General features: G+C 64.2%; 25 protein-coding genes. 12 read left to right on the top strand and 13 right to left on the bottom strand.

Going from position 1 to position 24,615, the window contains the following annotated elements:
* Positions 1 to 19: 19 nt before the first annotated feature.
* Complete coding sequence (locus PSV26_RS17095; RefSeq protein ID WP_300572348.1) at positions 20 to 1,348, bottom strand: GGDEF domain-containing protein; 1,329 nt, start codon at positions 1,346 to 1,348, stop codon at positions 20 to 22.
* A gap of 186 nt (positions 1,349 to 1,534) precedes the next feature.
* On the opposite strand from PSV26_RS17095, the gene argA reads away from it, so the two are divergent.
* The 3 genes from argA (at position 1,535) to PSV26_RS17080 (ending at position 4,200) form a co-directional block, all read left to right on the top strand.
* On the top strand, positions 1,535 to 2,881 hold the full coding sequence (gene argA, locus PSV26_RS17090; protein ID WP_300572347.1) for an amino-acid N-acetyltransferase: 1,347 nt from the start codon (positions 1,535 to 1,537) through the stop codon (positions 2,879 to 2,881).
* A 41-nt stretch (positions 2,882 to 2,922) separates the two neighbouring features.
* Complete coding sequence (locus PSV26_RS17085) at positions 2,923 to 3,543, top strand: hypothetical protein (protein WP_300572345.1); 621 nt, start codon at positions 2,923 to 2,925, stop codon at positions 3,541 to 3,543.
* Between the two features lie 219 nt (positions 3,544 to 3,762).
* Entirely contained in the window at positions 3,763 to 4,200 is a 438-nt protein-coding gene (locus PSV26_RS17080) for an OsmC family protein (RefSeq protein WP_300572344.1), read from the top strand.
* Positions 4,201 to 4,206: 6 nt separating this feature from the next.
* On the opposite strand, the gene PSV26_RS17075 is transcribed toward PSV26_RS17080, so the two are convergent.
* Entirely contained in the window at positions 4,207 to 4,872 is a 666-nt protein-coding gene (locus PSV26_RS17075) for a DsbA family oxidoreductase (protein WP_300572342.1), read from the bottom strand.
* A gap of 145 nt (positions 4,873 to 5,017) precedes the next feature.
* On the opposite strand from PSV26_RS17075, the gene PSV26_RS17070 reads away from it, so the two are divergent.
* The 5 genes from PSV26_RS17070 to PSV26_RS17050 all read left to right on the top strand — a co-directional run bounded on the left by PSV26_RS17070 (position 5,018) and on the right by PSV26_RS17050 (position 8,793).
* Positions 5,018 to 5,266, top strand: a complete 249-nt coding sequence (locus PSV26_RS17070) for a DUF1272 domain-containing protein (protein ID WP_300520416.1) — start codon at positions 5,018 to 5,020, stop codon at positions 5,264 to 5,266.
* Positions 5,263 to 5,898 carry a LysE family translocator gene (locus tag PSV26_RS17065; protein WP_300572340.1) on the top strand — a complete coding sequence of 212 codons (636 nt, stop codon included), beginning with the start codon at positions 5,263 to 5,265 and terminating at the stop codon, positions 5,896 to 5,898. Before PSV26_RS17070 ends, PSV26_RS17065 begins: the two co-directional genes overlap by 4 nt.
* A gap of 159 nt (positions 5,899 to 6,057) precedes the next feature.
* Positions 6,058 to 6,774, top strand: coding sequence for an alpha/beta family hydrolase (locus tag PSV26_RS17060; RefSeq protein WP_300572338.1), 717 nt, complete (start codon positions 6,058 to 6,060; stop codon positions 6,772 to 6,774).
* A complete protein-coding gene (locus PSV26_RS17055) occupies positions 6,749 to 7,417 on the top strand; it encodes a phosphoribosyltransferase (protein WP_300572337.1) in 669 nt (222 codons plus the stop codon). The genes PSV26_RS17060 and PSV26_RS17055 overlap by 26 nt, the downstream gene beginning before the upstream one ends.
* A 20-nt stretch (positions 7,418 to 7,437) precedes the next feature.
* Complete coding sequence (locus PSV26_RS17050; protein WP_300572335.1) at positions 7,438 to 8,793, top strand: erythromycin esterase family protein; 1,356 nt, start codon at positions 7,438 to 7,440, stop codon at positions 8,791 to 8,793.
* Positions 8,794 to 8,810: 17 nt separating this feature from the next.
* On the opposite strand, the gene PSV26_RS17045 is transcribed toward PSV26_RS17050, so the two are convergent.
* From PSV26_RS17045 to imuA, 3 genes are read right to left on the bottom strand one after another with little or no spacing between them, the layout of a single operon-like run.
* Positions 8,811 to 12,011 carry an error-prone DNA polymerase gene (locus PSV26_RS17045; RefSeq protein WP_300572333.1) on the bottom strand — a complete coding sequence of 1,067 codons (3,201 nt, stop codon included), beginning with the start codon at positions 12,009 to 12,011 and terminating at the stop codon, positions 8,811 to 8,813.
* 9 nt (positions 12,012 to 12,020) lie between these two features.
* Complete coding sequence (locus PSV26_RS17040; protein ID WP_300572331.1) at positions 12,021 to 13,457, bottom strand: DNA polymerase Y family protein; 1,437 nt, start codon at positions 13,455 to 13,457, stop codon at positions 12,021 to 12,023.
* Entirely contained in the window at positions 13,417 to 14,250 is an 834-nt protein-coding gene (gene imuA / locus PSV26_RS17035; RefSeq protein WP_300572329.1) for a translesion DNA synthesis-associated protein ImuA, read from the bottom strand. The genes PSV26_RS17040 and imuA overlap by 41 nt, the downstream gene beginning before the upstream one ends.
* 103 nt (positions 14,251 to 14,353) lie before the next feature.
* On the opposite strand from imuA, the gene PSV26_RS17030 reads away from it, so the two are divergent.
* Positions 14,354 to 14,770, top strand: a complete 417-nt coding sequence (locus PSV26_RS17030; protein ID WP_300572327.1) for a hypothetical protein — start codon at positions 14,354 to 14,356, stop codon at positions 14,768 to 14,770.
* Positions 14,771 to 14,779: 9 nt separating this feature from the next.
* Here PSV26_RS17030 and PSV26_RS17025 read toward each other — a convergent pair whose 3' ends face one another.
* Positions 14,780 to 15,301 (bottom strand): disulfide bond formation protein B, encoded by a 522-nt coding sequence (locus PSV26_RS17025; RefSeq protein WP_300572325.1) that lies wholly within the window; start codon positions 15,299 to 15,301, stop codon positions 14,780 to 14,782.
* 395 nt (positions 15,302 to 15,696) lie between these two features.
* Here PSV26_RS17025 and PSV26_RS17020 point away from each other — a divergent pair, with 395 nt between their 5' ends.
* A complete protein-coding gene (locus PSV26_RS17020) occupies positions 15,697 to 16,209 on the top strand; it encodes a hypothetical protein (RefSeq protein ID WP_300572323.1) in 513 nt (170 codons plus the stop codon).
* Positions 16,210 to 16,451: 242 nt separating this feature from the next.
* Here the strand turns inward: PSV26_RS17020 and PSV26_RS17015 are convergent, their stop codons facing one another.
* The 6 genes from PSV26_RS17015 to PSV26_RS16990 all read right to left on the bottom strand — a co-directional run bounded on the left by PSV26_RS17015 (position 16,452) and on the right by PSV26_RS16990 (position 22,306).
* On the bottom strand, positions 16,452 to 17,537 hold the full coding sequence (locus PSV26_RS17015) for a sulfate ABC transporter ATP-binding protein (protein ID WP_300572321.1): 1,086 nt from the start codon (positions 17,535 to 17,537) through the stop codon (positions 16,452 to 16,454).
* 75 nt (positions 17,538 to 17,612) lie between these two features.
* Positions 17,613 to 18,533, bottom strand: coding sequence for a sulfate ABC transporter permease subunit CysW (gene cysW / locus PSV26_RS17010; RefSeq protein ID WP_300572319.1), 921 nt, complete (start codon positions 18,531 to 18,533; stop codon positions 17,613 to 17,615).
* A complete protein-coding gene (cysT, locus tag PSV26_RS17005; protein ID WP_300572317.1) occupies positions 18,530 to 19,366 on the bottom strand; it encodes a sulfate ABC transporter permease subunit CysT in 837 nt (278 codons plus the stop codon). Before cysT ends, cysW begins: the two co-directional genes overlap by 4 nt.
* A 124-nt stretch (positions 19,367 to 19,490) precedes the next feature.
* The gene (locus tag PSV26_RS17000) at positions 19,491 to 20,489 is read right to left on the bottom strand and encodes a sulfate ABC transporter substrate-binding protein (protein WP_300572315.1); all 999 of its coding nucleotides are present in this window, start codon (positions 20,487 to 20,489) and stop codon (positions 19,491 to 19,493) included.
* A complete protein-coding gene (locus tag PSV26_RS16995) occupies positions 20,486 to 21,091 on the bottom strand; it encodes an alpha/beta hydrolase (RefSeq protein ID WP_300572313.1) in 606 nt (201 codons plus the stop codon). The genes PSV26_RS17000 and PSV26_RS16995 overlap by 4 nt, the downstream gene beginning before the upstream one ends.
* A gap of 309 nt (positions 21,092 to 21,400) precedes the next feature.
* A complete protein-coding gene (locus PSV26_RS16990) occupies positions 21,401 to 22,306 on the bottom strand; it encodes a LysR substrate-binding domain-containing protein (RefSeq protein WP_300520356.1) in 906 nt (301 codons plus the stop codon).
* Between the two features lie 190 nt (positions 22,307 to 22,496).
* Here PSV26_RS16990 and PSV26_RS16985 point away from each other — a divergent pair, with 190 nt between their 5' ends.
* Positions 22,497 to 23,144: an NAD(P)H-dependent oxidoreductase gene (locus PSV26_RS16985; RefSeq protein ID WP_300520354.1), complete on the top strand. Its 648-nt coding sequence runs from the start codon at positions 22,497 to 22,499 to the stop codon at positions 23,142 to 23,144.
* Between the two features lie 186 nt (positions 23,145 to 23,330).
* A complete protein-coding gene (locus PSV26_RS16980; RefSeq protein WP_300520352.1) occupies positions 23,331 to 23,924 on the top strand; it encodes a hypothetical protein in 594 nt (197 codons plus the stop codon).
* A 19-nt stretch (positions 23,925 to 23,943) separates the two neighbouring features.
* Here PSV26_RS16980 and alkB read toward each other — a convergent pair whose 3' ends face one another.
* Positions 23,944 to 24,594, bottom strand: coding sequence for a DNA oxidative demethylase AlkB (alkB, locus tag PSV26_RS16975; RefSeq protein ID WP_300572311.1), 651 nt, complete (start codon positions 24,592 to 24,594; stop codon positions 23,944 to 23,946).
* Between the last annotated feature and the right edge of the window lie 21 nt (positions 24,595 to 24,615).

The raw sequence follows: 24,615 nt of genomic DNA, 5'->3' as shown, positions 1-24,615 counted from the left end.
ACAGGGCCCGGCCACTGCCTCAGGCGGCTTCCAGCACAGGCAGCTCGACCGCTTCGCCACTGGTCTGGTCCAGCCAGGCAACCCGGCTGGCATAGGACATGGCGGTGCGCGACATGGCCTTGCAGGCGGCCAGCACACTCGAAGCCCGGGCCGCCGGGTCGGACACCAGCAACACGCCGACGCCGATTTCGGCCCGCCAGCGCGTCTGCTCGCTTTCGCGGCGCGCCGCGTCGAGGCTGGTGTTGAGCACCACCGATTTGGACAGGCGCGCTTCCACCTCGTGCGCCAGCCGGATCAGCTGGCCGCTGTCCTTGCAGTCACGCAGAAGCAGCACAAAGCCGTCAGCCGAAAAACGGCCCATTTCGATATAGGCCGGCACCGCGCGGCGCAAACGCCCGGCACAGACAAACAGCGCGTGGTTGACCGCCGCCATGCCGTGCAGGCGCTCCAGCGTATAGAGGTTGCCTATGCTCACCACCATCACGCCCACGACCGTGCCCGACCGGCGGGGCGCCGGTGGCGCAGGGTCTGCTGCTGCTCCGACCTCGCCCGCCTCGCCCGCCTCGTCTGCATCGGGCGTGCCCGCAGCGTCCGACCCGGTCGGCTCTTCCCTGCCACGCCGGAAAATGTCCCCGACCATCTGCCCGGTTTCGGTGTGTGACCGCATGCGGGTCACCGGGTCATAACTGGGCCCCAAGGCCATGACCTGGTGCAGCTCGATCAGGTAGGAGTAACGCGTCCAGAGTGCCGCGGCCATGGTCACAAGGTAGGCGGTTCCAGCGAGCGCGCTGACCGCATGCACCGGCCAGGGTTCCTGGCCGCGCACCAGCGCGATCCAGCCCAGGCCCAGCATGGCCAGCAGCATGAAAAACACCCCGAGGACGGCCGTCCAGGCCAGCCGGTCCCCGCGGTAGGCGCTGCGCAGCGACACGGCCAGCGCCACCACACCCAGCGTCCAGGCAAAACCGAGACCCAGCGCAAGGGAGGGAACCGGCGGCAGCAGCCAACCCGCCGCCATCACGCCCAGCACCAGTACCGTCAGCGCCAGCCGGGTCTGCAGCCGCCCCTTCCTGCCGCGCAGCAGGCCCAGAATGGAAAACAGCAGGTAAGCCAGAAAGCCCGAGACCAGCATCGCAATGTGCGCCAGAACCCGCGCCAGCGTGTTTTCCTCCTCAATCGGCAGGCCGCCCAGAAAGGCGATCACAAAAAAACTCGAAGCGGTGGCCGAGAGGCCGGCGTTGAGCGAGATGCGGTGCAGCGAACGGGAGAACCCCAGCGCCGAACCCGCCAGCATCAGGGTCGCCGTGCCGAAATAAACGCCCCAGAAGCCAAACGCGAGTTTGTCCATGAATGGCCGCATTATCCGGCCAAACCGCCCCCGCCAATGGGCTAAAACCGCCGCCCGGCGAGGCCTCCCGCCGCGCCGCCGCGTCCCTTACACTCACTGCCAATGTCCGGAGCACCGGGGCTTTTGTCCGGTTTTTCCGTTCCAGCAAGCTGTTTTTCCACCTTTCCCGACCCCGAAAGCGCGCCCATGTCCGCCGTCTTCAACTTCACCTTTGTGCCCTGGTTCCGTTCGGTGGCACCCTACATCCACCTGCACCGTGGCAAGACCTTTGTGGTTGGCATTGCCGGCGAAGCCATTGCCGCCGGCAAGCTGCAGCACCTGGCCCAGGACCTGGCGCTGATCCAGAGCATGGGCGTGAAAATCGTGCTGGTGCACGGTTTCCGGCCGCAGGTCAACGAACAACTCGCGGCCAAGGGCCACGAGGCCAAATACTCGCACGGCATGCGCATCACCGATTCGGTCGCGCTCGACTGCGCCCAGGAAGCCGCCGGCCAGTTGCGTTATGAAATCGAGGCTGCCTTCAGCCAGGGCCTGCCCAACACACCGATGGCCGGCTCCACGGTGCGCGTGATCTCCGGCAACTTCATCACCGCCCGGCCGGTTGGCATAGTCGACGGCGTGGACTTCAAGCACTCGGGCCTGGTGCGGAAGGTGGACACCAAGGGCATCCTGCGCACGCTGGAGTTCGGCGCCATGGTGTTGCTCTCGCCCTTCGGTTTTTCACCGACCGGCGAAGCCTTCAACCTGACCATGGAGGAAGTGGCCACCAGCGTGGCCATCGAGCTGCAGGCCGACAAGCTGATCTTCGTGACAGAAATCCCGGGCATCCGCATCCACCCCGGCGAGCCAGAAAGCGAAGACAACCCGATCGACACCGAGCTGCCGCTGGCCACCGCCGAAAAACTGCTCGCCCAGCTGCCCAACGCCACCCAGCCCACCGACACCGCGTTTTACCTGCAGCACTGTGCCAAGGCCTGCAAGGCCGGCGTCGAGCGCAGCCACATCCTGCCGTTCGCGGTGGACGGCGCGCTGCTGCTGGAGATTTACGTGCACGACGGCATAGGCACCATGGTCATCGACGAAAAGCTCGAAAGCCTGCGCGAGGCCACCGCCGACGACGTGGGCGGCATCCTGCAGCTGATAGCACCGTTTGAAAAAGACGGCACGCTGGTCAAGCGCGACCGCACCGAGATCGAACGCGACGCCGACCTGTACACCGTGATCGAACACGACGGCGTCATCTTCGGCTGCGCCGCGCTCTACCCCTACCCGGAAGCCAAAACCGCCGAAATGGCGGCGCTCACGGTATCGCCGCAAAGCCAGAGCCAGGGCGACGGCGAACGCATCCTCAAGCGCATCGAGCAGCGCGCGAAGCTGATGGGCCTGGACAGCATTTTTGTACTGACCACCCGCACCATGCACTGGTTCATCAAACGCGGTTTTGTGCAGGTCGATCCCGAGTGGCTGCCGGAAGCGCGCAAGCGCAAGTACAACGTCAACCGCAAGAGTCAGGTGCTGGTGAAGAATCTGTAGGCAAGCACGGCGCTTTCGCACCGTCTGGATACCATACTCCTATGACTAAGATGGCAGAGGAATTTCTCAAAGTCTACGAAATTCTTCGACTAGATGTAGATAGTGTCTTGTATCCTCATGCGACCGAGGCTGAGTTGCTTAATGTTTCTCAGTACGCCTTTGGTTCGACCTATTCGCTTACGTCTGCGCAGCGAAGATCAGTTGTTCGTGCCATATTTGCTCTTGCTGAAGCTAGCTGCTATTTTTTGAGGCGTAGGCTTCTTGAGACCGACTCAATCATCCCAGCACTCTCCTCTGCTCAACGTCTTGCTCTTGCAGAGGAGCAGGTTGCTATTTCACCTTCGGGACTTGTTCAGACGACGTCGATGCGCGTCGGAACCATGGCGCTGATACGAATGACATTTCAGGTTTACGCTGATGTCTTCGGGCGCCCATCCCCGGCTTGTTCTGGTCCGGCCTTTGAAGCATTGGTGAATACCATGAAGGTTAGAGACCGACTGATGCATCCCAAGGGGGTGGCGCAGCTTGAGGTGACAGATAAAGAAATTGATGAGGCCGTAATCGGCTTTTCATGGGTGAATGTAGCTGTATTGAACTCGGTGAGAGCGCATACTGCTTCTATGGTTGTGAGTCGCCTAAAAAAGCAAGCCTCCATTGAATGAGGACTGTATAGGTTGAGGCGTGGCCTGCGGGTTCTGATTTCGTTTGTTCCATGCCAAGCGCATAGCAACGCGCGACGCCGCACAGTTGCCCCCGCGTAGGAGAAGGCCAGCGCCCGCTGGCGATGATGTCTCACGCCCGGCCCCCGGCCGGCTCGGCACAGTGATCAGGTGGCCACGCACAGTGGCCCGCGATCCACCACATCATCCAAAGGACACACCATGACCGAAAAAACCGCCAGCGTTCACTGGGAAGGCCAGGGCAAAAAAGGCCAGGGCCAGATCAGCACCGAAACCGCTGCGCTCAAAGCCTATCCCTACGGCTTTGGCAGCCGTTTTGAAGACGACCGCACAGGCACCAACCCCGAAGAGCTGCTGGGCGCGGCGCATGCGGCGTGCTTCACCATGGCTTTTTCGTTTGCCTGCGACAAGGCGGGATTTGCCACCGAGCAGGTCGACACCCAGGCCAAAGTCCGGTTGGTGCCGGAAGGCGATGGTTTTGTGATCGACCGCATTGCGCTGACGCTCGAAGCGAAGGTGCCGGGCATGGCCCCGGACCAATTCCAGCAGATCGCCGAGGCCGCCAAGCGCGGCTGCCCGCTGTCCAAGGCGCTGGCCAGCGTGGGTTCCATCACGCTGACGGCCACGCTGAAGGCCTGACCCCGGTCAGCCGGCCGCAGCGATCTGCCGCAAGGCCTGCTCGAAGACTTCGGCCGGCTGGCCGCCCGAGATCAGGTGTTTGTCGTTGATGATGACGGCCGGCACCGCGTGGATGCCCTGCTGCAGGTAGAACTGCTCGCGTTCGCGCACGGCGTCGGCATACTCGCCGGAGGCCAGAATGGCTTTGGCCCGCACCGTGTCCAGCCCGACCTCGCCGGCCACGCGCGCCAGCACCTCGTGCGAGCCTGGGCTTTCGCCGTCGGTGAAATAGGCCTTGAACAGGGCTTCCTTGAGCGCCATCTGGCGCCCTTCCCCTTCTTCCTCGGCCCAATGCAGCAGGCGGTGGGCGTCGAAGGTGTTGTAGATGCGGCTGCGTTTGTCCATGCTGAAGGTGAAACCCACGTCCTGCCCGCGCGCGCGGATCATCTCGCGGTTGCGCTGTGACTGCTCGGGGGTAGAACCGTATTTTTCGGCCAGGTGTTCAGCAATGTCCTGGCCTTCGGCCGGCATCTTCGGGTTCAGCTCGAAAGGCTGGAAATGTATCTCGGCCTGCACCTCGCCGGCCACCCGGCCCAAGGCGTCTTCCAGCGACTTGAGGCCAATCACGCACCAGGGGCAGGACACGTCGGAGACGAAGTCGATTTTCATTTTTGTGAGGGTCGGGGTGGTCATGCGGGCGTCCTTGACAGAGGGGTAAAAAATCAACACCCATGGTAGTGGCTATCGAGCAACCCCGCAGGCCGTCGGGCCGGCTCGCCAACATGCCTGAAAATGCGCAGCTACAGCCTTTTTCTCCCGCTTTTGAACAGGACTCACCATGCTCCAACTCCGCCCCAACTGCGAATGCTGCAACCAGGACCTGCCCAACGAGTCCCCTGAGGCCCGCATCTGCACCTTCGAATGCACCTTCTGCAGCGATTGCGCCACCAGCAAGCTCCACGGCATCTGCCCCAACTGCGGCGGCGAACTGGTCACCCGGCCGCGCCGGCCGGCTGACAAACTGGCCCGCTACCCGGCATCGACCGAGCGTGTCTTCAAACCGGCCGGTTGCGGAGCCGCGGCATGACCAGCAGCAGCCTGCTGCTGTTTGCAGCCGTCGCGCTGGCGGTGATCGCCACGCCCGGTCCCACGGTGCTGCTGGCGCTGATCAACGGCTCGCGTTACGGCGTTCGCCGCTCCGTGCCCGGCATGTTGGGGGCCGTGGCCTCGGACTTCGTGCTGGTCGGTGCGGTGGCGCTGGGTCTGGGCGCACTGTTGGCGGCTTCGGAGTTCTGGTTCTCGGTGCTCAAATGGGTGGGGGCCCTCTACCTGGCCTGGCTGGGCGTGCGCATGCTGCGCTCGAAAGGCGGTTTTGAATTGCCAGCCGGCGAGGCCGATGCCGAACCACGCCATGGCCGGGCCATCTTCATGAAATCCTTTCTGGTGGCCGCCACCAACCCCAAGGGTTATCTGTTTTGCTCCGCCCTGCTGCCGCAGTTCATCGACCCGGCCGCGACCCAGGCGCCGCAGTACATCACGATCGCACTGGTGTTCGGGGGACTGGACTTCACCGTGATGCTGGCCTATGCCGTCATCGGCGCGCGGGCGTTGCGGCTGCTCAAGGCCGGTGCCACACGCTGGCTGGACCGCCTGTGCGGCGGCGCCCTGCTGAGCCTGGCCGGCTCACTGGCTTTCTACCGCCGCGCCAGCAACTCCTGATTTCATAGCTGCTGGCGCCCGTCCTGATTGGGCTGGTGCCTGTTTTTGCTCCAGATCAAGGACCTGGCACGGCGAGGCCGTCTGACCGACAAATAGGACTCGTCTGATGGCCGGCCAGGCCACGCAGGACTATGGTGGTCTTCTCAAACGGAGATGTCCATGAACCGTCCCACCTCTGCCCCGGCGAGCCGCGAAGTCCGTATTCCCTGCGGAAACACCTGGTTGTACGGCGACCTCGTCCTGCCGGCCGGCGCCCCGGGCCTGGTGGTGTTTGCCCACGGCAGCGGCAGCGGCCGGCACAGCGCCCGCAACCGCCAGGTGGCGCAAAAACTCCAGCATGCGGGCATTGCCACCCTGCTGTTCGACCTGCTCACCGTGCAGGAAGAACAGGTCGACACCCACACCCGCGAGCACCGTTTCGACATCGCCTTGCTGACCGCGCGCATGCAGGAGGTTACCGAGTGGGTGGCCGCCCAGCCGGACCTGCAGCACGCCCCCATCGGTTACTTCGGCGCCAGCACCGGCAGCGCGGCGGCGCTGATTGCCGCGGCGCGGCTCGGCAAACGCATTGCGGCCGTGGTGTCGCGCGGCGGCCGCCCCGACCTGGCCGGCCCGGTGGCGCTGGCGGCGGTCACCGCGCCCACGCTGCTGATCGTGGGCGGCAACGACGACGAGGTGATCGCACTCAACGAGCAGGCCTACACCCATCTGCACTGCGAAAAACGGCTGGCCGTGGTGCCGGGCGCCACCCATCTGTTCGAGGAACGCGGCACCCTGGAGCAGGTGGCCGAACTGGCAGCCGACTGGTTCAGCGCCTGGCTGGCTCCCGTCAAAACCATGGCGGTCCATCATGAAAGACACACGCCTTCCCTATGAAGACCGCCGCGAGGCGGGCCGCGTGCTGGCCGGCGCACTGGCGCACTACCGCGGCCGCCCCCAGCTGCTGGTGCTGGCCCTGCCGCGCGGCGGCGTGCCCGTGGCCTACGAAGTGGCGCGCGCCCTGAACGCGCCGCTCGACGTGTTTGTGGTGCGCAAGCTCGGGTTTCCCGGCCACGAGGAATACGCCATGGGGGCGATTGCCAGCGGCGGCGTGCGCGTGATGAACCCGATGCCGGGCATGCACGTCACGCCCGAAGAGGTGGCCGCCGCGGTGGCGCGTGAGGTGCCCGAGCTGCAGCGGCGCGAGCAGCTCTACCGCGGCCAGAACCCGGCGCCCGATCTGCACGGCCGCACGGTGATCGTGGTTGACGACGGGCTGGCCACTGGCGCAACCATGCACGCCGCGCTGCTGGCCATCCGCCAGCAGCAACCGGCGCATCTGGTGATGGCCGTGCCGGTAGGCGCCGCAGACAGCTGCCAGGCGCTGCAGGGTGTGGCCGATGACGTGGTCTGCGTCGCCATGCCCGAACCGTTTCGCGCCGTTGGCCTGTGGTACCGGCAGTTTCCCCAGACCAGCGACGACGAGGTGCGCACCTTGCTTGAAGACGCCCGCGTGCACGCGCCTTCCCCTTCCCCCTGACACCCCACCAGGACCCTGTCATGACCGCGCAGCATTCCCCCACACGCACCGACACGGCCCTGCTCGAGGGCCTGCGGCAACACCTGCACCCCCTGACTGGCAGCACGCACGACCACGACGGTTTGCTGCAGCTGATTGGCCCGGCGCGGTTTGTGCTGCTCGGCGAAGCCTCCCACGGCACGCGCGAGTTCTATCAGGAGCGCGTCAACATCACAAAGCGGCTCATCATCGAAAAAGGCTTCACCGCCATCGCGGTGGAGGCCGACTGGCCCGACGCCTGGCGCGTCAACCGGTATGTGCGCGGCCAGTCAGACGACCGCAACGCCAGCGACGCGCTGGCGGGGTTTGAACGTTTTCCTGCCTGGATGTGGCGCAACGCCGTGGTACGCGATTTTGTGGAGTGGCTGCGCGAGTACAACGCCGGGCGCAGCGCCGCCAGCCGGGTCGGCTTTTACGGCATGGACCTGTACAGCCTGTTCACCTCCATCCAGGAAGTGCTGGCCTACCTGGACCGCACCGACCCGCCGGCGGCGCAGCGGGCACGCGACAGGTACGCCTGTTTCGATCACGCGGGCGAAGACAGCCAGGCTTACGGTTACGCCGCCAGTTTCGGCCTGGCGCGCAGTTGTGAAGACGAGGTGGTGCAGCAATTACGCGCCATGACCCGCCGCTTCGGCCAGTTGCCGCCCACGCCCGGGCTGGAACGCGACGAGATGTTTTACGTCCAGCAGAACGCGCGTCTGGTGCGCAACGCCGAAGAGTATTACCGCACCATGTTCCGTGGGCGTGTCTCGTCGTGGAATCTGCGCGACAGCCACATGGAAGAAACGCTGCAGGCGCTGGACCGCCACCTGGGCGCCGGCGGCGTGCCGCCACGCATGGCCGTCTGGGCGCACAACTCGCACCTCGGCGACGCAGCCGCCACCGAAATGGGCGACCGCGGTGAATGGAACGTGGGCCAACTCGTGCGCGACCGCCATGACGGCGACGCGGTGCTGGTGGGCTTCAGCACCCACCACGGTTCGGTGACAGCCGCGTCGAACTGGGACGAACCGCCGCAGCACAAGCGGGTGCGCGCCGGCCTGCCCGGCAGTTGGGAGGCGTTGCTGCACCAGACCGGGACCCCCCGGTTCTGGCTGGACCTGCGCGACAACGACGCGCTGGGCGAACTTGCGCAGCCGCAGCGGCTGCAGCGCGCCATCGGCGTGATCTACCGGCCCGACACCGAGCGCCAGAGCCACTACTTCCACACCCACCTGAGCCAGCAGTTCGACGCGCTGATCCACGTCGACGAAACCCATGCGCTGGAGCCGCTGGACCGGGGCGCGGTGTGGCATACCGGCGAGGCGCCCGAGACTTTCCCCTCGGGCATGTAAGCCAGCGGTCTGCGCCTTTAATGAAAATCGCGGCTGGAGGTGCCCAGCCGCCCGAGCAGCGGTGTCAGGTCTTCGAGCCGGTGCGCCACCAGGTTGCGCACGGCGCCGTAGCCTTCGCGGGTGTCGCTTTCCTCGCTGCGCTGCCAGACGCCGTACACCGCCAGCAGGCGCGCATGCAGCACCTCGTGGCGCTGGGTGTCGCGCAATGATTTCCAGACAATCACGTTGACCGGGCCGGTTTCGTCTTCCAGCGTCACGAAGATGGTGCCCTTGGCGGTTTGCGGCTGCTGGCGCACCGTGACAATGCCGCAGGCCGCCACCTCCTTGCCGTTGGGCAGCGCATTGAGCTCACCGGCACTGAGCAGGCCGCGACCGGCCAGCCGCGGCCGCAGCAGGGCCAATGGATGGCGGCGCAGCGTGAGGCCGGTGGACTGGTAGTCGAACAGGATGTTTTCGCCTTCGGGCGTGTCCGCCAGCTGCAGCGGGGTCTCGTGCACCGGCACCGCCTTGAGCAGGCCCGGCGCGGATTTGATCGCGGCGGCTTCCCAGACCTGCTGGCGCCGGTGGCCGGCCAGGGGCAGCAAGGCATCGGCGGCAGCCAGCGCGTTGATCTCACGCGTGCCGAGCTGCGCGCGCGAGACCAGGTCTTCGGTCGAGGTGAAAGGTGCTTGCGCGCGGGCTTGCGTGATGCGCAGCGCCGCCGCTCCCGGCAGGCCCGCCACCAGGCGCAGGCCCAGGCGGACGGCGGGCTGCGCCTCATGAATGCCTGGATACTGCGGCAAGCGGGCCACGTCGTCTGCCGTCTCCAGCGTGCAATCCCACTGGCTGCAGGTCACGTCCACCGCGCGCACCTCCACCCCGTGGCGGCGTGCGTCCTGCACCAGTTGCGAGGGCGCATAAAACCCCATCGGCTGCGAGTTGAGCAGGGCCGCCAGAAAACACGCAGGCTCGTGGCACTTGAGCCAGCAGCTCACATACACCAGTTTGGCAAAACTGGCGGCATGGCTTTCCGGAAAGCCGTATTCGCCAAAACCGCGGATCTGGCTGAAGATGTTTTCCGAAAAAGTGGCGTCATAGCCGCGCGCCGTCATGGCGTTGACCAGGCGGTCGTGAAAACGCTCGACGCCGCCCTTGCGTTTCCAGGCCGCCATGGAGCGGCGCAAATCGTCGGCCTCGTCGGCGGTGAATTTGGCCGCGATCATGGCGATCTGCATGACCTGCTCCTGGAAAATCGGCACGCCCAGCGTGCGACCCAGCGCGTCCTTGAGTTCCGGGTAGGGGTAGGCAATGTCACCGCCCTTGCGGACCATCTCGCGGTTGCGCAGGTAGGGGTGCACCATGCCGCCCTGAATCGGCCCGGGCCGCACGATGGCCACTTCCACCACCAGGTCGTAGTAGATGCGCGGCTGCAGGCGCGGCAGCATGGACATCTGCGCGCGGCTTTCGATCTGGAACACGCCCACCGTGTCGGCCGCACAGATCATGTCGTAGGTGGGGAGGTCGTCACCCGGAATCTGGTGCATCTGCAACCAGCCGCCGCGCAGTTGGTCCACCAGCTGCAGGCAGCGGCGTATGGCCGACAGCATGCCGAGCGCCAGCACGTCGACTTTCAGCAGGCCCATGGCGTCGAGGTCGTCCTTGTCCCACTGAATGATGCGGCGGTCGTCCATGGACGCCGGCTGGATGGGCACCAGGCGCGTGAGTTTGCCCTGCGTCAGCACAAAACCGCCCACATGCTGGCTCAGGTGGCGCGGAAAACCGATCAGCTGCACCGACAGGTCCAGCCACTGCAGCACCGGCCCGGGGTCCTGCTGCAGGCCGGCTTCGGCGAGTTTTTTCTCCAGTGCCTGGCTGCCGTCAAACCAGAAATGCTCTTTGGCCAGCTGCTCGACCAGTTCGGGCGCCACACCCAGCGCCTTGCCCACGTCGCGGATGGCGCTGCGCGGCCGGTAGCTGATCACGGTGGCCGCAATCGCCGCGCGGTCGTGGCCGTATTTGGCGTAGATGTACTGGATGACTTCCTCGCGCCGCTGGTGTTCGAAGTCCACGTCGATGTCGGGCGGCTCACGCCGTTCGCGGCTGATGAAACGCTCGAACAGCAACTGGCTTTCGGCCGGGTTGACGGCCGTCACGGCCAGGCAGTAACAGACGGCCGAGTTGGCGGCCGAGCCGCGCCCCTGGCACAGAATGCCCTGCTGCCGCGCAAAACGCACGATGTCATGCACGGTGATGAAGTACATCTCGTAGCCGAGTTCCTCGATCAGGGCCAGCTCATGGTTGATCTGCGTCTGGATCTTGTCCGGCACGCCGCCGGGGTAACGCTCCTGCGCCCCCTCGGCTGTCAGACGGCGCAGGCACTGGGCCGGCGTTTCCGCTTGCGGCACCATGTCGCCCAGCGGGTAGCGGTACAGGTCGCGGATCTCGTCCAGGCTGAAGCTGCAGCGCGCGGCCACCTCCAGCGTGGCGCGCAGCAGCTCGGGCGGGTAGAGGTCGGCCAGGCGCATGCGCGGGCGCAAATGCGCTTCGGCATTGGCCTGCAGGGCAAAGCCGCATTCATGCACGGTTTTGCCCAGACGGATGGCCGTCATCACGTCATGCAGCGGCTTGCGCGAGCGCACATGCATGCGCACGTTGCCGGCCGCCACCAGGCGGATGCCGGTGCGCTGCGCCACTTGCTGCAACTGCTGCAGGCGCAGCGCGTCGTCCAGGCCTTGCAGCAGCTCGACGGCCAGCCAGGCATGCAAGCCAAACAGGCCTGTAGCCCACGTCGCATGGGCGCAGAGCGCTTCTATATCGATAGCGTCCGGCAAGGCAAGCAGCAGCACCTCGCAATCGGCCAGTTGCAAAAAATCGCTGCCCCCCAGCGCCACCCGGTAGCTGCCCTTGTCCAGCAGGTCACCCGCCTGTTTGGCCGCGGTGATGAACTCGCACAGGTTGCCCCAGCCGGCCGCGTTGTGCGGCAACACCACCAGCCGGAAGGGGTGCGCCGCCTGCACAAAAAACTCGGCCCCGGGCAGCAGCTGGAGCCCGTGTTTTTTGGCCGCCACATGGGCACGCACCACACCGGCCACCGAACACTCGTCGGTGATGGCCAGCGCGCGGTAACCCAGGCCGGCGGCCCGCTCGACCAGCTCTTCGGCGTGCGAGGCGCCGCGCTGGAAGCTGAAGTTGCTCAGTACATGCAGCTCGGCATAGTCGGGAAGCGGTCCGCTGAACACACCGGTTCCTCAGGCAAAAAACCCGTGCAGGTACCAGGCGCGCCGCTGCGTGTCTGCCGGCTGTGGCACCGGCAAACGCTCGCTGAATATCCACAGCAGGCCGGCCTGCTGGCTGCGGTAGATGAAGTAGTCGCGGATCGCCGCGGGCTTGCTGCGCACGCCGGCCGCTTCGCCGTTCATCAGCCAGCCGCTGGCCTCCAGCCGCTGCGGGCCGGCCAGCCGCAATAGCGGCCCCTGGTACACCGGGCTGTCGCCCACCGCCGCCAGCCGGATTGGTTCGGGCAGCAGCCAGGTCGGGTAGAGGGCGTCGGTTCTGGCCGCCCCCTCCTCCGCTCCCGCCTCCATCTTCTTCAAGCCTTTTTGGCCTCTAGCCCTTGTCTGGCGTGCGCCACCAGCTATTAATTGAATAGCACCCTGGGCGCTGACCCAGCGCTGCATCTGCTCGGGCCGGTGGTCGGCGCAGGGCTGCCAGGCCTGCACCTGCGCCGGCCCCAGGCGGGCGCTCAGGCGTTCTATCAGTTCCACCGCGCTGTCGCCCTGCCGGCGCGCCTCCATCAGCAGGCTGGTGGTGGCGGCGGCCGCGTCCACCAGTGGCTCGGTGACCAGCGAGCGCAGGCTCAATGAATGCACTGGTGCCGGCAGCTGTTGCTGCGCCAGGTGTTCGGCGATCAGGCGCGTCACGTGGCGCAGGTCCTGCGCGGGCTGGGCGGTGCGGACGTCCATCTCGCCGCTGGGCACCACGTCGCGGCGCTTGTCCAGGTGCCAGGTGAGTCGCAGCGCGCAGATGCCGCTTTGCCGCCCCAGCAGCCAGGCGTGCAGGCCGGCCAGCAGGCGTTCGGCGCCGGCCATCAGCGCCGGGCCGTGGGTGACCAGGGCGTTGAGCTCGATCTTTTCCTCGAAGTGTTCGGGCAGCACCAGCCAGTCGTGGTTGTCGGGCAGGCTTCCGCGGGCCCGGTCCAGCGCCTCCAGCAGTTCCGCGCCAAAACGCCGGGCCACGCCGTCGCGCGGCAGGCGCAGCAGGTCGTCCCAGCTGCGGCAGCCGATGCGCTCGAGCACGCCCAGGTGTGGACGCGCCGCAGTCAAGGTGTGCATGGGCAGGTCGGCCACCCGTGTGCGGCCCGGTCCTGGCTTGCCGGCGGCATGGCGCAGCCGCCCAAGCGCTATCAAGGATGTAGCGCCTTGCGCACGCCAGATAAGGGCCAGAGCCCGATTTGACTCAAAAAACAATGCGATCCGCTGCGCCAGCAGCTGCATCAGCCGCGCCAGCCCGCCAAACAGGCGCAGGCTGCCGGTCACGTCCAGCAGCACGGCCTCGTCCACCATCGCCACGCGCGGCGTGAAACCCAGCGCCAGGCTGGCCACGGTGCGCTGCAGCGCGGCCTCGTCCATCAGCGCCGGCCCGGACTCAGTGGTGATGGCTGTTTGCAATGCGATCCAGCACGGCATGAACCTCTCCTGATGCGACGGCAACAGCGGCCGGGGCCGGCTGCAGCCTGGGCACGGATCTGCCGGCCTCTTCCCGGCGGCGGCGTGCACGTTCGCGGCTGGCCGCCAGCAGGGCCGACAGGCGCGCCGGCCGCGTGGCCAGCAGCAGCGGCGCGGCCAGTGGCGGGCCGCGCCGCTTGAGCACATGCACCCGCAGGTTGCCCTCTTCGGCCGCCGCACCTTCGAGCAGGAGGCGTAACGGTGCGGGTGAAGACTCGAGCTGCGCGCGCAGCGGCCGGAACACAAACAGCAGCTGGCTGTGCGCATGCGCGGCCATCTGCAGGCGGCGCAAATGGGCGCTGCGTGCATCGGGCAGCCAGGCCAGCACGGCGGCCACGTCGGCACACTGTAGGGCTTCGCGTGTGGCCCACAGCAACGCCGGCCCCTGGCTGTGCACACAAAGTACACGCTGCATGTTGAGCTGGCGCGCGCCCAGCGCCGGGCCGAATGGCAACCAGGGCGCGCCCACCAGCACCACCAGCTTGGCCGGCACCGCGGCCTGCACGGCGGCCAGCGCAGGCGCCAGCAGGCCCCACTCATGCTGGCCGGCCTGCGGCTGCAGCATTTCCACCAGCGCGCCCTGCGGCCAGCCGCCGCCGGGCAACACCTGGTTGAGCGCCGCATACCCGGTGTCCAGGGCCGGCAGGCTGTGGCTGCCCAGCTCGGCGGCACGCCAGACGTCGGCGTGCATGGCGTTCAGCGCCTGGCCCGGAGACAAAGGCGGCGTGGGCGTGGCGGAAGAAAGTGAAACCATGGAAGGAAAAGACCTAAAATACTGTTTATATGTACAGTATTACACCTTTTCCGGCCTCAAGGGAGAATCGTTTCTTTTGGACTTTCTTTTGGAGTCACCTACGATGAAAAATTCACTGCGGCGGGCCTGCTGCCTGGCTGTGCTGTTGCTGGTCGTGGGCTGCTCGAAAGAGCCTGAACCCATCGACCTGGCCAACACACCCAGGCCTTCCCCCGCCAACGTGAAGCCGGGTTTCATCAACAAGGTGTGGGAAGTCAGCCTGTCCACCGGGGTTGCGCCCGGCACGCTGTACGCGTTTTTGTCGGACGGCACGCTGGTGGTCACCTCGCCCAACAGCAAGGCCGCCTTCGGTGCCTGGACTTACACCAACGGCAAGCTCACGATGATCGAGGAAGCGCAGGAGTACAAGACCGACATCCTGAGCCTGACCCAGGACGAATTGCGGCTGAAAAGCCACAACCCGGGCGGCAGCCTTGAAATTGTGCTGGTGCCGGCGCGGGTCGCGCCACTGCCGTCCTGAAGCTCGGGGTCAGCGACGTGCAGTTGCTGGCCTGCGCCCCTGCACCATCAGCAGAACCAGCATCAGCAGCGCAATGCCGGCAAAACACAGGAAGGACCAGTTGGCAATCGACAGGCCCAGAAAAGTCCAGTCGATCTTGGTGCAGTCGCCGCTGCCCTTGAAGATCATCGGGATCACGCGCTGCAGCGGAAAGGTCTCGATCATTCCGTAGAAGTCGCGCCCGCAGGAAGCGACTTCGGGCGGGTACCACTGCAACCAGCTCTGGCGGGCAGCGACAAAAGCACCGAAACCGGCCACCAGCAGCGTCACCGCCGAACCCGTCATGAGCAGCCCTTTGCCGCGCGCAAAAGCCGTAACCCCCGTCACCACCGCCACCAGCACCAGCGCATAACGCTGCACGATACACATGGGGCAAGGCTCCAGCCCAACGACATGCTGCAGGTACAGGCCAAACGCCAGCATGGCGACACAGGCTGCAGACACCAGGGCCAGCACACGGCGCGGCGCGGTTTCGAAATAGCTCGACAACATCACGGTCCTTTTTTTTCGATCAATGTACGGATTGTCCGATGGTTCGGGCGTTCAGGCGCAGATAAGTTCCCTACATAGCGAACCTGATATAAAACAAACAATATCAAGCGGAAGATGCAAGCATTAGCAACGTTGAAAATTTAAAACGGAGGTCGCTTTATGTTCTTCCATTGTTTTTCCTGTAAAAAAGTCAGTCCATTGTTTGAATCTGCGGGAACACAATGCCCGTTGTGCAGTTCTGCAAATGGTGAGATCCTCAGCAGTGAACGTTTTAGTGAAGGTTTCAAGGCAGGTGTTTATTTCAACCTAGATCCAAAGACCGGCAAGCCTGCGAAAAAGAAGCCCAAATAGAGCCTCCCCTTGGATTTAACGTCCTCTACTCTCAATTCCGTGCTATGACCTCATCCGACATCATCGCCTTATCCTCTGCGGTCATTGCCATCTGCGCTCTCTTTGCAACGGCATGGCAAGCTTGGCTTGCTTATCAACACAACCGTCTCAGCGTTCGCCCATTGCTGGTTTGGCATATCGCGCGAAAAAATTCCTCGGTTTGTCCAAGCATTGCGTTTACCGTTCGCAATCTCGGCCTTGGACCAGCGGTAATTCGCGAAAGATACTTCACTAAAGACAACCAGCGGTTCCTGCGACCGGATGGACAAACCGATGAGGTTCAAGCCTTTATCGCTCATGTTTTAGGCACAAAAATTCAATATCAACTGAATCAATTTGGTTTGCCAGGTAAGGATGGAGCCATACCAAGCCAAGGAGAAATTTTGATAGCGGAACTTGAATTTCCTGACCTGCGTTTCTCAAATTTAGAACTTGTTTTTCAAATGGCCGGTGACGTTGCATTCAACCTCAACTATGAGTCAATGTATGGTGAGAAGTACAAGCTCGAAGCCCGCTAACGAGTTAAGTTCTTACTTAGCAAGTGATGTGAAGAGCGCCAGAGATGAGCACAAAAATTAGATACACCAACGAGCCCATGAAGTCCAAAGTTATTCAAGACTTTCTTCCGCTCTCAAATCAAATCACGTACCGGGAGGAAGGAGCGAAAGCCACCGCTTCCTTGGAGAAACGGAAAAAAGTGAAATCAATACGCAAGCGACCTATAGGCTAGCTCACGAAACATAAGCAGTCGGGGGAAACCTCAAATCCCCTCCCCCGCATCCACAAACACCCGCGCGTGGCGCGGTGTCACCACCAGCAGTTCTCCCTCGCGCAGCTCCATGTCGCGGTATTGCTGCGAGGGAATCTGCACTTCGATCAGCGGGTCGGCCTGGCCGCTGTTTTCGGACGGTGTCAGTTCCAGCCTGGCAATCGGCCCGATCACAATCGCGCGGCTCAGTTGCGCGGCAATACCTTCGGCACCCGGTGAATAACGCTGCACCTCGAAGTCATGCGGCCGCACATAGGCAAAAGCTTTGGCGTTTTGCGCGCCGCTGTGCTCCGGCGAATCCAGGCGCATGCCTTCGAGCTGGATCTTGCCTTCGTGCGCGCGGCCGTGAAACAGGTTGACGTCGCCGAGAAAGCCATAAACAAAGGGGCTGGCCGGGTGGTCCCAGACCTGCTGCGGCGAGCCGATCTGCTCGACCTTGCCCTGGTTCATCAGCACCACGCGGTCGGCGACTTCGAGCGCCTCTTCCTGGTCGTGCGTGACAAAAATGCTGGTGACGTGCAGGTCATCGTGCAGGCGGCGCAACCAGCGGCGCAGCTCTTTCCTCACCTTGGCGTCGAGTGCGCCGAAAGGTTCGTCGAGCAGCAGCACCTTGGGTTCAACCGCCAGGGCGCGTGCCAACGCAATCCGCTGGCGCTGCCCGCCAGAAAGCTGCGAAGGGAAGCGGTCAGCCAGCCAGTCAAGCTGCACCAGGCCCAGCAATTCATGCACCTTTCTTTTGATCTCGGCGTCGCTGGGACGCAGGCCACGCGGCTTGACACGCAGGCCGAAGGCGACGTTTTCAAACACAGTCATGTGGCGGAACAAGGCGTAATGCTGGAACACAAAACCGACCTGGCGCTCGCGCACATGCACGTCGGTCGTGTCTTCCCCGCTGAACAAAATACTGCCCTGGTCGGCGGTTTCGAGGCCGGCAATGATGCGCAGCAAGGTGGTCTTGCCGCAGCCCGAGGGGCCGAGCAAGGCCACCAGTTCGCCCGAGGCAATGTCCAGGCTCACGTCGCCGAGCGCCTGGAAGTTACCGAAGTGTTTGCTGATGTTGCGGATTTCAATACTCATGATTTTTCTTTCTCCCTCTCCCATTGGGAGAGGGTTGGGGTGAGGGCTGGCGCTGGCGGAGGTCGGAAGCTGCCCTCACCCTGGCCCTCTGCCCGAGGGAGAGGGAACAAGTCGCGGCCGCTCGGGCGGCAGGTCGGCAGCGGCTTTGAGCTCCTGTTCGGCGCGCCACTCAGCCACCGACTTGATCAGCAGCGTCACCAGGGCCAGCAGCGCCAGCAGCGAAGCCACGGCAAAGGCGGCCACCGACTGGTACTCGTTGTACAAAATCTCCACATGCAGCGGCAAGGTGTTGGTCTGCCCGCGGATGTGGCCGGACACCACCGACACCGCACCGAACTCGCCCATGGCGCGCGCGTTGGTGAGAATCACGCCGTAGAGCAGGCCCCACTTGATGTTGGGCAGGGTCACATGCCAGAAGGTCTGCCAGCCGGTAGCGCCCAACACGATGGCGGCCTGCTCCTCGTCGCTGCCCTGGGCCTGCATCAACGGGATCAGCTCGCGTGCAATGAAGGGAAAGGTCACAAACACCGTGGCCAGCACAATGCCGGGCACCGCAAAAATGATCTTGATGTCGTTGGCTGCGAGCCAGGGCCCGAACCAGCCCTGGGCACCGAAGACCAGCACGTACATCAGGCCAGCCACCACCGGCGACACCGAAAACGGCAGGTCCACCAGCGTCGTCAGGAAGGACTTGCCGCGGAACTCGTACTTGGCAATCACCCAGGCGGCCGAAACACCGAACACCAGGTTCAGCGGCACGGCAATCGCCGCGGCAATCAGCGTGAGCTCGATCGCCGACCAGGCGTCGGGCTCTTTCAGCGCGGCAAGGTAGGCGCCAAAACCCTTGCGCAGTGCTTCGGTGAACACCGCCGCCAGCGGCAGCACCAGGAACAGCAGGACAAACAGCAGCGCGACAGTGATCAGGGTGTAGCGCACCCAAGGCGCTTCTGTTGTCCCCGCTCTAGCCTTGGCATTGTTTTGAGGGTTTGCATTCATGCAGGCGCTCCCGCAAAACGCCGCTGCCAGGCCTGCAGGCCGTTGATGACCAGCAACAGCACAAAGGAAATCACCAGCATCACCACGGCCACCGCCGTGGCGCCGGCGTAGTCGTACTGCTCGAGCTTGCCGATGATGATCAGCGGCGTGATCTCGGAAATCATGGGCATGTTGCCGGCGATAAAAATCACCGAGCCGTATTCACCGATGGCGCGCGCAAACGCCATCGCAAAACCGGTCAGCAGCGCCGGCGTGATGTGCGGAAGAATCACCCGCGTGAAAATCTGCAGACGCGTAGCGCCCAGCGAGGTCGCGGCCTCTTCAAGTTCTTTTTCGGCGTCTTCCAGCACCGGCTGCACCGTGCGCACCACAAACGGCAGGCCGATGAAGATCAGCGCAATCACCACACCGGCCGGCGTGAAGGCCAGCTTGATGCCCAGCGGTTCGAGGTACTGGCCGATCCAGCCGTTGCCGGCCAGGATGGCGGTCAACGAGATGCCAGCCACGGCGGTCGGCAGCGCAAAGGGCAAATCCACCAGCGCATCGACGATTTTTTTGCCCGGAAACTTGTAGCGCACCAGCACCCAGGCCAGCAGCAAACCAAACACCAGGTTCACCAGCGCAGCAAACAGCGAGGCGCCAAAGGTCAGGCGGTAAGACGCCATCACCCGCGGGGAGGTCACCGCCGTCACGAACTGCTCCCAGGTCAGCGAGAAGGTCTTGAACAGCAGCGCCGACAAGGGGATCAGCACGATGATGCTGAGGTAGAACAGCGTGTAGCCCAGCGTGAGACCGAAGCCCGGCAGCACCTTCTTCGCAGATTTTTTTGACATTTTTTTGTTCAACTAAGACAGGGCATTTTTCCGACGGGCCGCCCCCAGGAAAAATGGCCCCTCCCTCGGATCAAAGGGGCAGCGAATCGCCGGAGGCTCGCGAAGCGAAAAACGTGGGGGCCCGTTACTTGACGGTGTAGAGCTTGTCGAACTGGCCGCCGTCGTTGAAGTGGACCTTCTGCGCTTCACCGAGTGAGCCGAAGTAGTCCTTGACCGTGAACTGCTGGATCGGTTTGAACACGTTCGAATATTTTTTGAGCACGGCCGGCGAACGCGGGCGAATCGCATGTTTGGCGGCGATCTCCTGGCCTTCGTCCGAATACAGATAGTTCAGGTAAGCCCTGGCCAGTTCGCCCGTGCCCTTTTTGGCGACCGTGCGCTCCACCACGGCGACCGGGTTCTCGGCGACGATGCTGGACGAGGGATACACCGCATCGACCTTGCCTTCACCGAACTCGCGGTTCACCGACAAGACTTCGGATTCAAAGGTGATCAGCACATCACCGGTGTTGCGCTGCAGAAAGATGGAGGTGGCGTCGCGGCCGCCTTTGGCGAGGATGGGCACGTTTTTGTAGAGTTTGCCGACAAACTCGGCCGCCTGCGCATCGCTGCCGCCTTGTTTGCGCACCGAGCCCCAGGCCGCCAGGTAGGCCATGCGGCCGTTGCCGCCTGTCTTGGGATTGACGACGATCACCTGAACGCCGGGTTTGACGAGGTCGGCCCAGTCCTTGATGCCTTTGGGGTTACCGTTGCGCACCAGGAACACCATGGTCGAGGTGGTGGGCGACGCGTCGTTGGGGAAGCGTTTCGTCCAGTCCTTCGCCACCAGGCCCTTGTCGGCCAGGAACTCGATATCGGTGGTGGTGTTCATGGTCACCACGTCGGCGTCCAGGCCGTCGGCCACGGAGCGCGCTACCGCGCTGGAGCCGGCATGCGACTGGTCAATCTTGATGTCCTTGCCGGCGGTCTTTTTGTAGTGGGCGATGAAGGCCGCGTTGTAGTCCTTGTAGAACTCGCGCGCCACGTCGTACGAGCCGTTGAGCAGGGTCTGGGCCGAAGCCAGGGTGCCGGTGGCCAGCACGAGGGAAGCAAGCGCGATTTTGAGTGTGAGTGGGGTGGTCATACAGTTTCCAGAAGAGCGGAAGGAAAAGAAGGGGGAAAAGAAGAGGAAGAAGGTGAAGGCGAATGAAGGCGGGAAGCGACCTCCACATCACCGGCCAGCGACTGCAGCAGGGCCACGCCCAGCGGCCATTCGCCGTGGCCCGATTCGATGTTGATGTGGCCGCCGTTCTGGATGCGCACAAACTCGCTGCCCCACGCCCGCGCATAGGCGCCCGCCAGGCGCACCGGGCAATACGGGTCGTTGCTGCTGGCCACCAGCACGCTGCGGTAAGGCAGCTTGCGGGCGGGCACGGGTGCGAAGTCGCTCAGGATGGAGCGGCGCTCCGGGTCGGCCGGGGCCACCAGCAAGGCGCCATGGATGCGCGCGGCCGCATCGGCCGGCAGGTGCGTGGTGGCAATGCAGCCCAGGCTGTGCGCCACGATGACGACCGGTTCGGTTTGCAGCAGGATGGTGCGGGCGATCGAAGCCACCCAGGCCTGGCGGCTGGGCGTGATCCAGTCGTCCTGCTGCACGCGCACGGCGTCGTCCAGGCGTCCGGCCCACAGGCTTTGCCAGTGGCCGGGGCCGGAGTCGCGCCAGCCGGGAACGATGATGAAACGCACCTGCTTGACCAATCGTCAGTGGACAAACGAAGTGTGGGCGGGTCGGGATGTTGCCATGAGGACTCCTGTGCATTCGTAATCAAAAAATGCATTGTGAGGAGTCATCTTTAAAACTCAAAAGAATATATCGTTTTAAATTTATATTGCATAACGATATAACCAGTGCAGTGGGGCACTTTTATGTCTGAATCGCAGAGAGGAGTCGTCTACGGGCAGCCTCTTTTTGCTGTTCGCCCGTATCAAGGCATCAGATCGGCCTTCGACCCTTGTTCTACCTGCGCGAGCTGCTCTGAAAACAGGAGCGCCTTCCTACGCCAGCACATCGGACTTCAGGTGTTGGCCAAGAAAATCCAGAAAACTGCGCACCGCCGGCACCTGGCCCCGGCGCGACGGAAACACGGCATGCAGCATGCCCGGCCGCAAGGCCCAACCGGGCAGCACCGGCACCAGCAGCCTGGCCTGCAGTTCGGCCGTGCAAAGCATCTCGGGCAAAAAGCTCATGCCGGTGCCGGCCAGCACCGCCAGCTTGAGCGTCTGCAGGTCATCGGCCACATACCGCGGCTGATGCTGCAACACAAACTCCTGCCCCTGCGGGCCGACCAGTTCCCAGGCGCTGCGCCCGTCGGTGGCAGACATGGCCACCGTGTCGAGGTTTTTCAGCTCAGCAGGTGTGGCTGGCGCCCCCTGACGCCTGAGCAGCGCGGGACTGGCCAGCAGGTAGCTGCAGGAGGCGCCCAGCTGCTTGACGACCAGGCTGCCGCTGTCATCCAGCGTGGGGCGCACCCGCAGCGCCACGTCCATGCCCTCTTCCACCAGGTCCACCACCCGGTTGGTCACGCGCATGTCCAGCTTGACATGCGGGTGCTGGGCCAGGTACTGCGGAATCAGGTAGCCCAGCGTGCCTTGCGCCAGGGTCACCGGGCAACTGATGCGCAACGTCCCGCGCGGCTCACTCTGCATCTGCGCCACGGCCTCGCCAGCGGCCAGGGCCTCGTCGCGCATGGCCACGCAGTGGCGCAGGTAGAGCTCGCCCGCCTCGGTCAGCGATAGCTTGCGCGTGGTGCGCTGCAGCAGCCGCACGCCAAGCCGCGTCTCCAGTTCGGCCACCCGGCGCGAGAGCCGCGACTTGGGCAGGCCCAGCGCCCGGCCCGCCGCCGCAAAACCGCCGCGCTCGGCCACTTCGGCGAAATACAACATGTCGTTCAGGTCCTGCATGGATGGCTCCCAGCTTGGTATTTGGCGTGTTTATTGTCCTATTCATGGGACGATTTATCGCATTTTTGCCATCTTATCAATGAATAGATCCACCCACACAATCTATCCATGGCTGCGATTCATGGTGAATACGGCCACCAAGCGATTCATCCCCGATCCATCTCCGATTCACCCCTTCAAGGAACCCCTCATGACCAAGCTTCTCCACATCGACTCCAGCATCCTCGGCGGCAACTCCGTGTCGCGCCAGCTGACGGCCCAGATCGTCGCCTCCTGGCGCGCCGGCCACCCGACCACCGACGTCAGCTACCTCGACCTGGCCGTGGACACCCCCAGCCACCTGTCGGCCGAATCCCTGGGTTTTCGCATGCCCGCCAGCAGCGACCTGAGCGACGCGCAAAAGCGCGAAAACGCGGTCTCCGAGGGGCTGGTGTCCCAGTTCCTCGCCGCCGACGTGATTGTGGTCGGCGCACCGCTGTACAACTTCTCCATCCCCAGCCAGCTCAAGGCCTGGATTGACCGCATCGCCCAGGTCGGCCGCACCTTCACCTACACCGACAAGGGCCCGGTCGGCCTGGCCGGCGGCAAAACCGTGATCGTGGCGTCTGCCCGCGGCGGCGTCTATTCGACCAGCGACGCCGGCAATGCCATGGAGCACCAGGAAAGCTACCTGAAGACCGTGTTCGGTTTCTTCGGCATCACCGACGTGCGTTTTGTGCGCGCCGAAGGCCTGGCCATGGGTGACGCGGCCAAAGCCGCCGCCCTGGCTGCCGCCACTGCCGACATTGCGACGCAAGCCAAAGCCGCCAACGAAGCACAGGCCGCCCTCGCCGCCTGAGCCCGGCGCGCGCAGGCCGGTCAGGCCTGCGTGGTCCCCATGAAAAAAGCCCGCGCTGCGGGCTTTTTTCTTTGCGGGCGGCAGAAAGTCAGGCGCAGGGCGAACGGTGTGGCGTCAGCCATCGGAAACCATCAATAATGGTTCGCGATCACCGCTTGTGCACCGACCCCCGTACTGGAAGAAACCGTGAATCCCAAAATCAAAGAGCTGCTAGGTCAGATCACCACGCTGGAAGACGAGCTGCGCGCCGCGCTGCGGGAACAGGAGACGCAGCTGCTGTACCAGTTCAAGGGCAAACGGGTGGAATTCGAGGGCTCCATCCGCGAAACCCACCGCAAACTCAAACGCAGCCTGTGGCGCTGGATCGTGACGGACCGCCCGCAGAACTTCCTGACCGGACCCATCATCTACAGCCTGATTGTTCCGCTGGCGGTGCTTGACCTCTGCGTCACGTTCTACCAGGCCAGCTGCTTTCCCATCTACAGGATTGCCAAGGTAAGGCGTGCCGACTACATCGCGCTGGATCGCCAGCACCTGGCCTACCTCAACGCGTTCGAGCGTTTTCACTGCACCTACTGCTCCTATGCCAACGGGCTGATCGCCTACGCGGCCGAAATCGTGGCGCGCACCGAGCAGTATTTCTGCCCCATCAAACATGCGCGCCAGCTGTTCAGTTCCCACGCCCGCTACGAACGGTTTCTGGCCTACGGCGAAGCCGCCGACTACCACGCCAAGCTCGAGGCGTTCCGCCTGGCGCTGGAAAAAGAGATGGGGAAGTAGGCAAAATTCGAATCCGCTTTCATCCCGCACAGCGAAACGTCAGGTTGATGCGCTGGCGCCCCAGCAGCGCGTGTTCGCCATCGGCCAGCGGGGCCACGCCATGGAAGGCCAGGCGCGACGGCCCACCCCAGACCACCACGTCCCCATGGGCCAGGCGATGACGCTGCGGCTTGTCGCTGCGGCTGGTGGACCCGAACAGGAACACGGCAGGAAGTCCAAGAGAGACTGAAACAATGGGCGCCGATAAATCCTGCTCATCCCGGTCCTGGTGCAGAGAAAGCCGCGCACCCGGCTCGTAACGGTTGACCAGGCAGGCGTCGGGCTCGAAGTCGGCAAACCCGGCCTGCGCCGCCGCACGCACGGCCAGGCCGCGCAGGATCGCGGGCATGGCGGGCCAGGGCTGGCCCGACAGCGGGTCCAGCGCGTCGTAGCGGTAGCCGCTGCGGTCCGACACCCAGCCCAGCGCGCCGCAATTGCTCATGGCCACCGACATGGTGTAGCCCCCCGGCGTGACCAGATGGCGAAACGGCGACTGGCGGGTGACCTCGGCGATGGCTTGCAGCAGGGCAGCACCCTCCTCGCGCGCGAAACCGCGCAGCAACACGGCACCGGGCGCCAGCGTTTCGCGCGACACCACCGGGGGCAAGTCGTCAAAAAGATCGGTGCTCAAGCTTTCTCCTGCGCAAATTCA

The organism is Polaromonas sp. (assembly GCF_029945685.1).
Classification (GTDB): domain Bacteria; phylum Pseudomonadota; class Gammaproteobacteria; order Burkholderiales; family Burkholderiaceae_C; genus Polaromonas.
This window is presented reverse-complemented; position numbering and strand designations above follow the sequence as displayed.

Excerpts from the sequence above, each read along its gene's own strand:
- PSV26_RS17095 (WP_300572348.1), bottom strand. The coding sequence starts at position 1,348 with ATGGACAAACTCGCGTTTGGCTTCTGGGGCGTTTATTTCGGCACGGCG.
- argA (WP_300572347.1), top strand. The coding sequence starts at position 1,535 with ATGTCCGCCGTCTTCAACTTCACCTTTGTGCCCTGGTTCCGTTCGGTG.
- PSV26_RS17085 (WP_300572345.1), top strand. The coding sequence starts at position 2,923 with ATGACTAAGATGGCAGAGGAATTTCTCAAAGTCTACGAAATTCTTCGA.
- PSV26_RS17080 (WP_300572344.1), top strand. The coding sequence starts at position 3,763 with ATGACCGAAAAAACCGCCAGCGTTCACTGGGAAGGCCAGGGCAAAAAA.
- PSV26_RS17075 (WP_300572342.1), bottom strand. The coding sequence starts at position 4,872 with ATGACCACCCCGACCCTCACAAAAATGAAAATCGACTTCGTCTCCGAC.
- PSV26_RS17070 (WP_300520416.1), top strand. The coding sequence starts at position 5,018 with ATGCTCCAACTCCGCCCCAACTGCGAATGCTGCAACCAGGACCTGCCC.
- PSV26_RS17065 (WP_300572340.1), top strand. The coding sequence starts at position 5,263 with ATGACCAGCAGCAGCCTGCTGCTGTTTGCAGCCGTCGCGCTGGCGGTG.
- PSV26_RS17060 (WP_300572338.1), top strand. The coding sequence starts at position 6,058 with ATGAACCGTCCCACCTCTGCCCCGGCGAGCCGCGAAGTCCGTATTCCC.
- PSV26_RS17055 (WP_300572337.1), top strand. The coding sequence starts at position 6,749 with ATGAAAGACACACGCCTTCCCTATGAAGACCGCCGCGAGGCGGGCCGC.
- PSV26_RS17050 (WP_300572335.1), top strand. The coding sequence starts at position 7,438 with ATGACCGCGCAGCATTCCCCCACACGCACCGACACGGCCCTGCTCGAG.
- PSV26_RS17040 (WP_300572331.1), bottom strand. The coding sequence starts at position 13,457 with ATGCCGTGCTGGATCGCATTGCAAACAGCCATCACCACTGAGTCCGGG.
- imuA (WP_300572329.1), bottom strand. The coding sequence starts at position 14,250 with ATGGTTTCACTTTCTTCCGCCACGCCCACGCCGCCTTTGTCTCCGGGC.
- PSV26_RS17030 (WP_300572327.1), top strand. The coding sequence starts at position 14,354 with ATGAAAAATTCACTGCGGCGGGCCTGCTGCCTGGCTGTGCTGTTGCTG.
- PSV26_RS17025 (WP_300572325.1), bottom strand. The coding sequence starts at position 15,301 with ATGTTGTCGAGCTATTTCGAAACCGCGCCGCGCCGTGTGCTGGCCCTG.
- PSV26_RS17020 (WP_300572323.1), top strand. The coding sequence starts at position 15,697 with ATGACCTCATCCGACATCATCGCCTTATCCTCTGCGGTCATTGCCATC.
- PSV26_RS17015 (WP_300572321.1), bottom strand. The coding sequence starts at position 17,537 with ATGAGTATTGAAATCCGCAACATCAGCAAACACTTCGGTAACTTCCAG.
- cysW (WP_300572319.1), bottom strand. The coding sequence starts at position 18,533 with ATGAATGCAAACCCTCAAAACAATGCCAAGGCTAGAGCGGGGACAACA.
- cysT (WP_300572317.1), bottom strand. The coding sequence starts at position 19,366 with ATGTCAAAAAAATCTGCGAAGAAGGTGCTGCCGGGCTTCGGTCTCACG.
- PSV26_RS17000 (WP_300572315.1), bottom strand. The coding sequence starts at position 20,489 with ATGACCACCCCACTCACACTCAAAATCGCGCTTGCTTCCCTCGTGCTG.
- PSV26_RS16990 (WP_300520356.1), bottom strand. The coding sequence starts at position 22,306 with ATGCAGGACCTGAACGACATGTTGTATTTCGCCGAAGTGGCCGAGCGC.
- PSV26_RS16985 (WP_300520354.1), top strand. The coding sequence starts at position 22,497 with ATGACCAAGCTTCTCCACATCGACTCCAGCATCCTCGGCGGCAACTCC.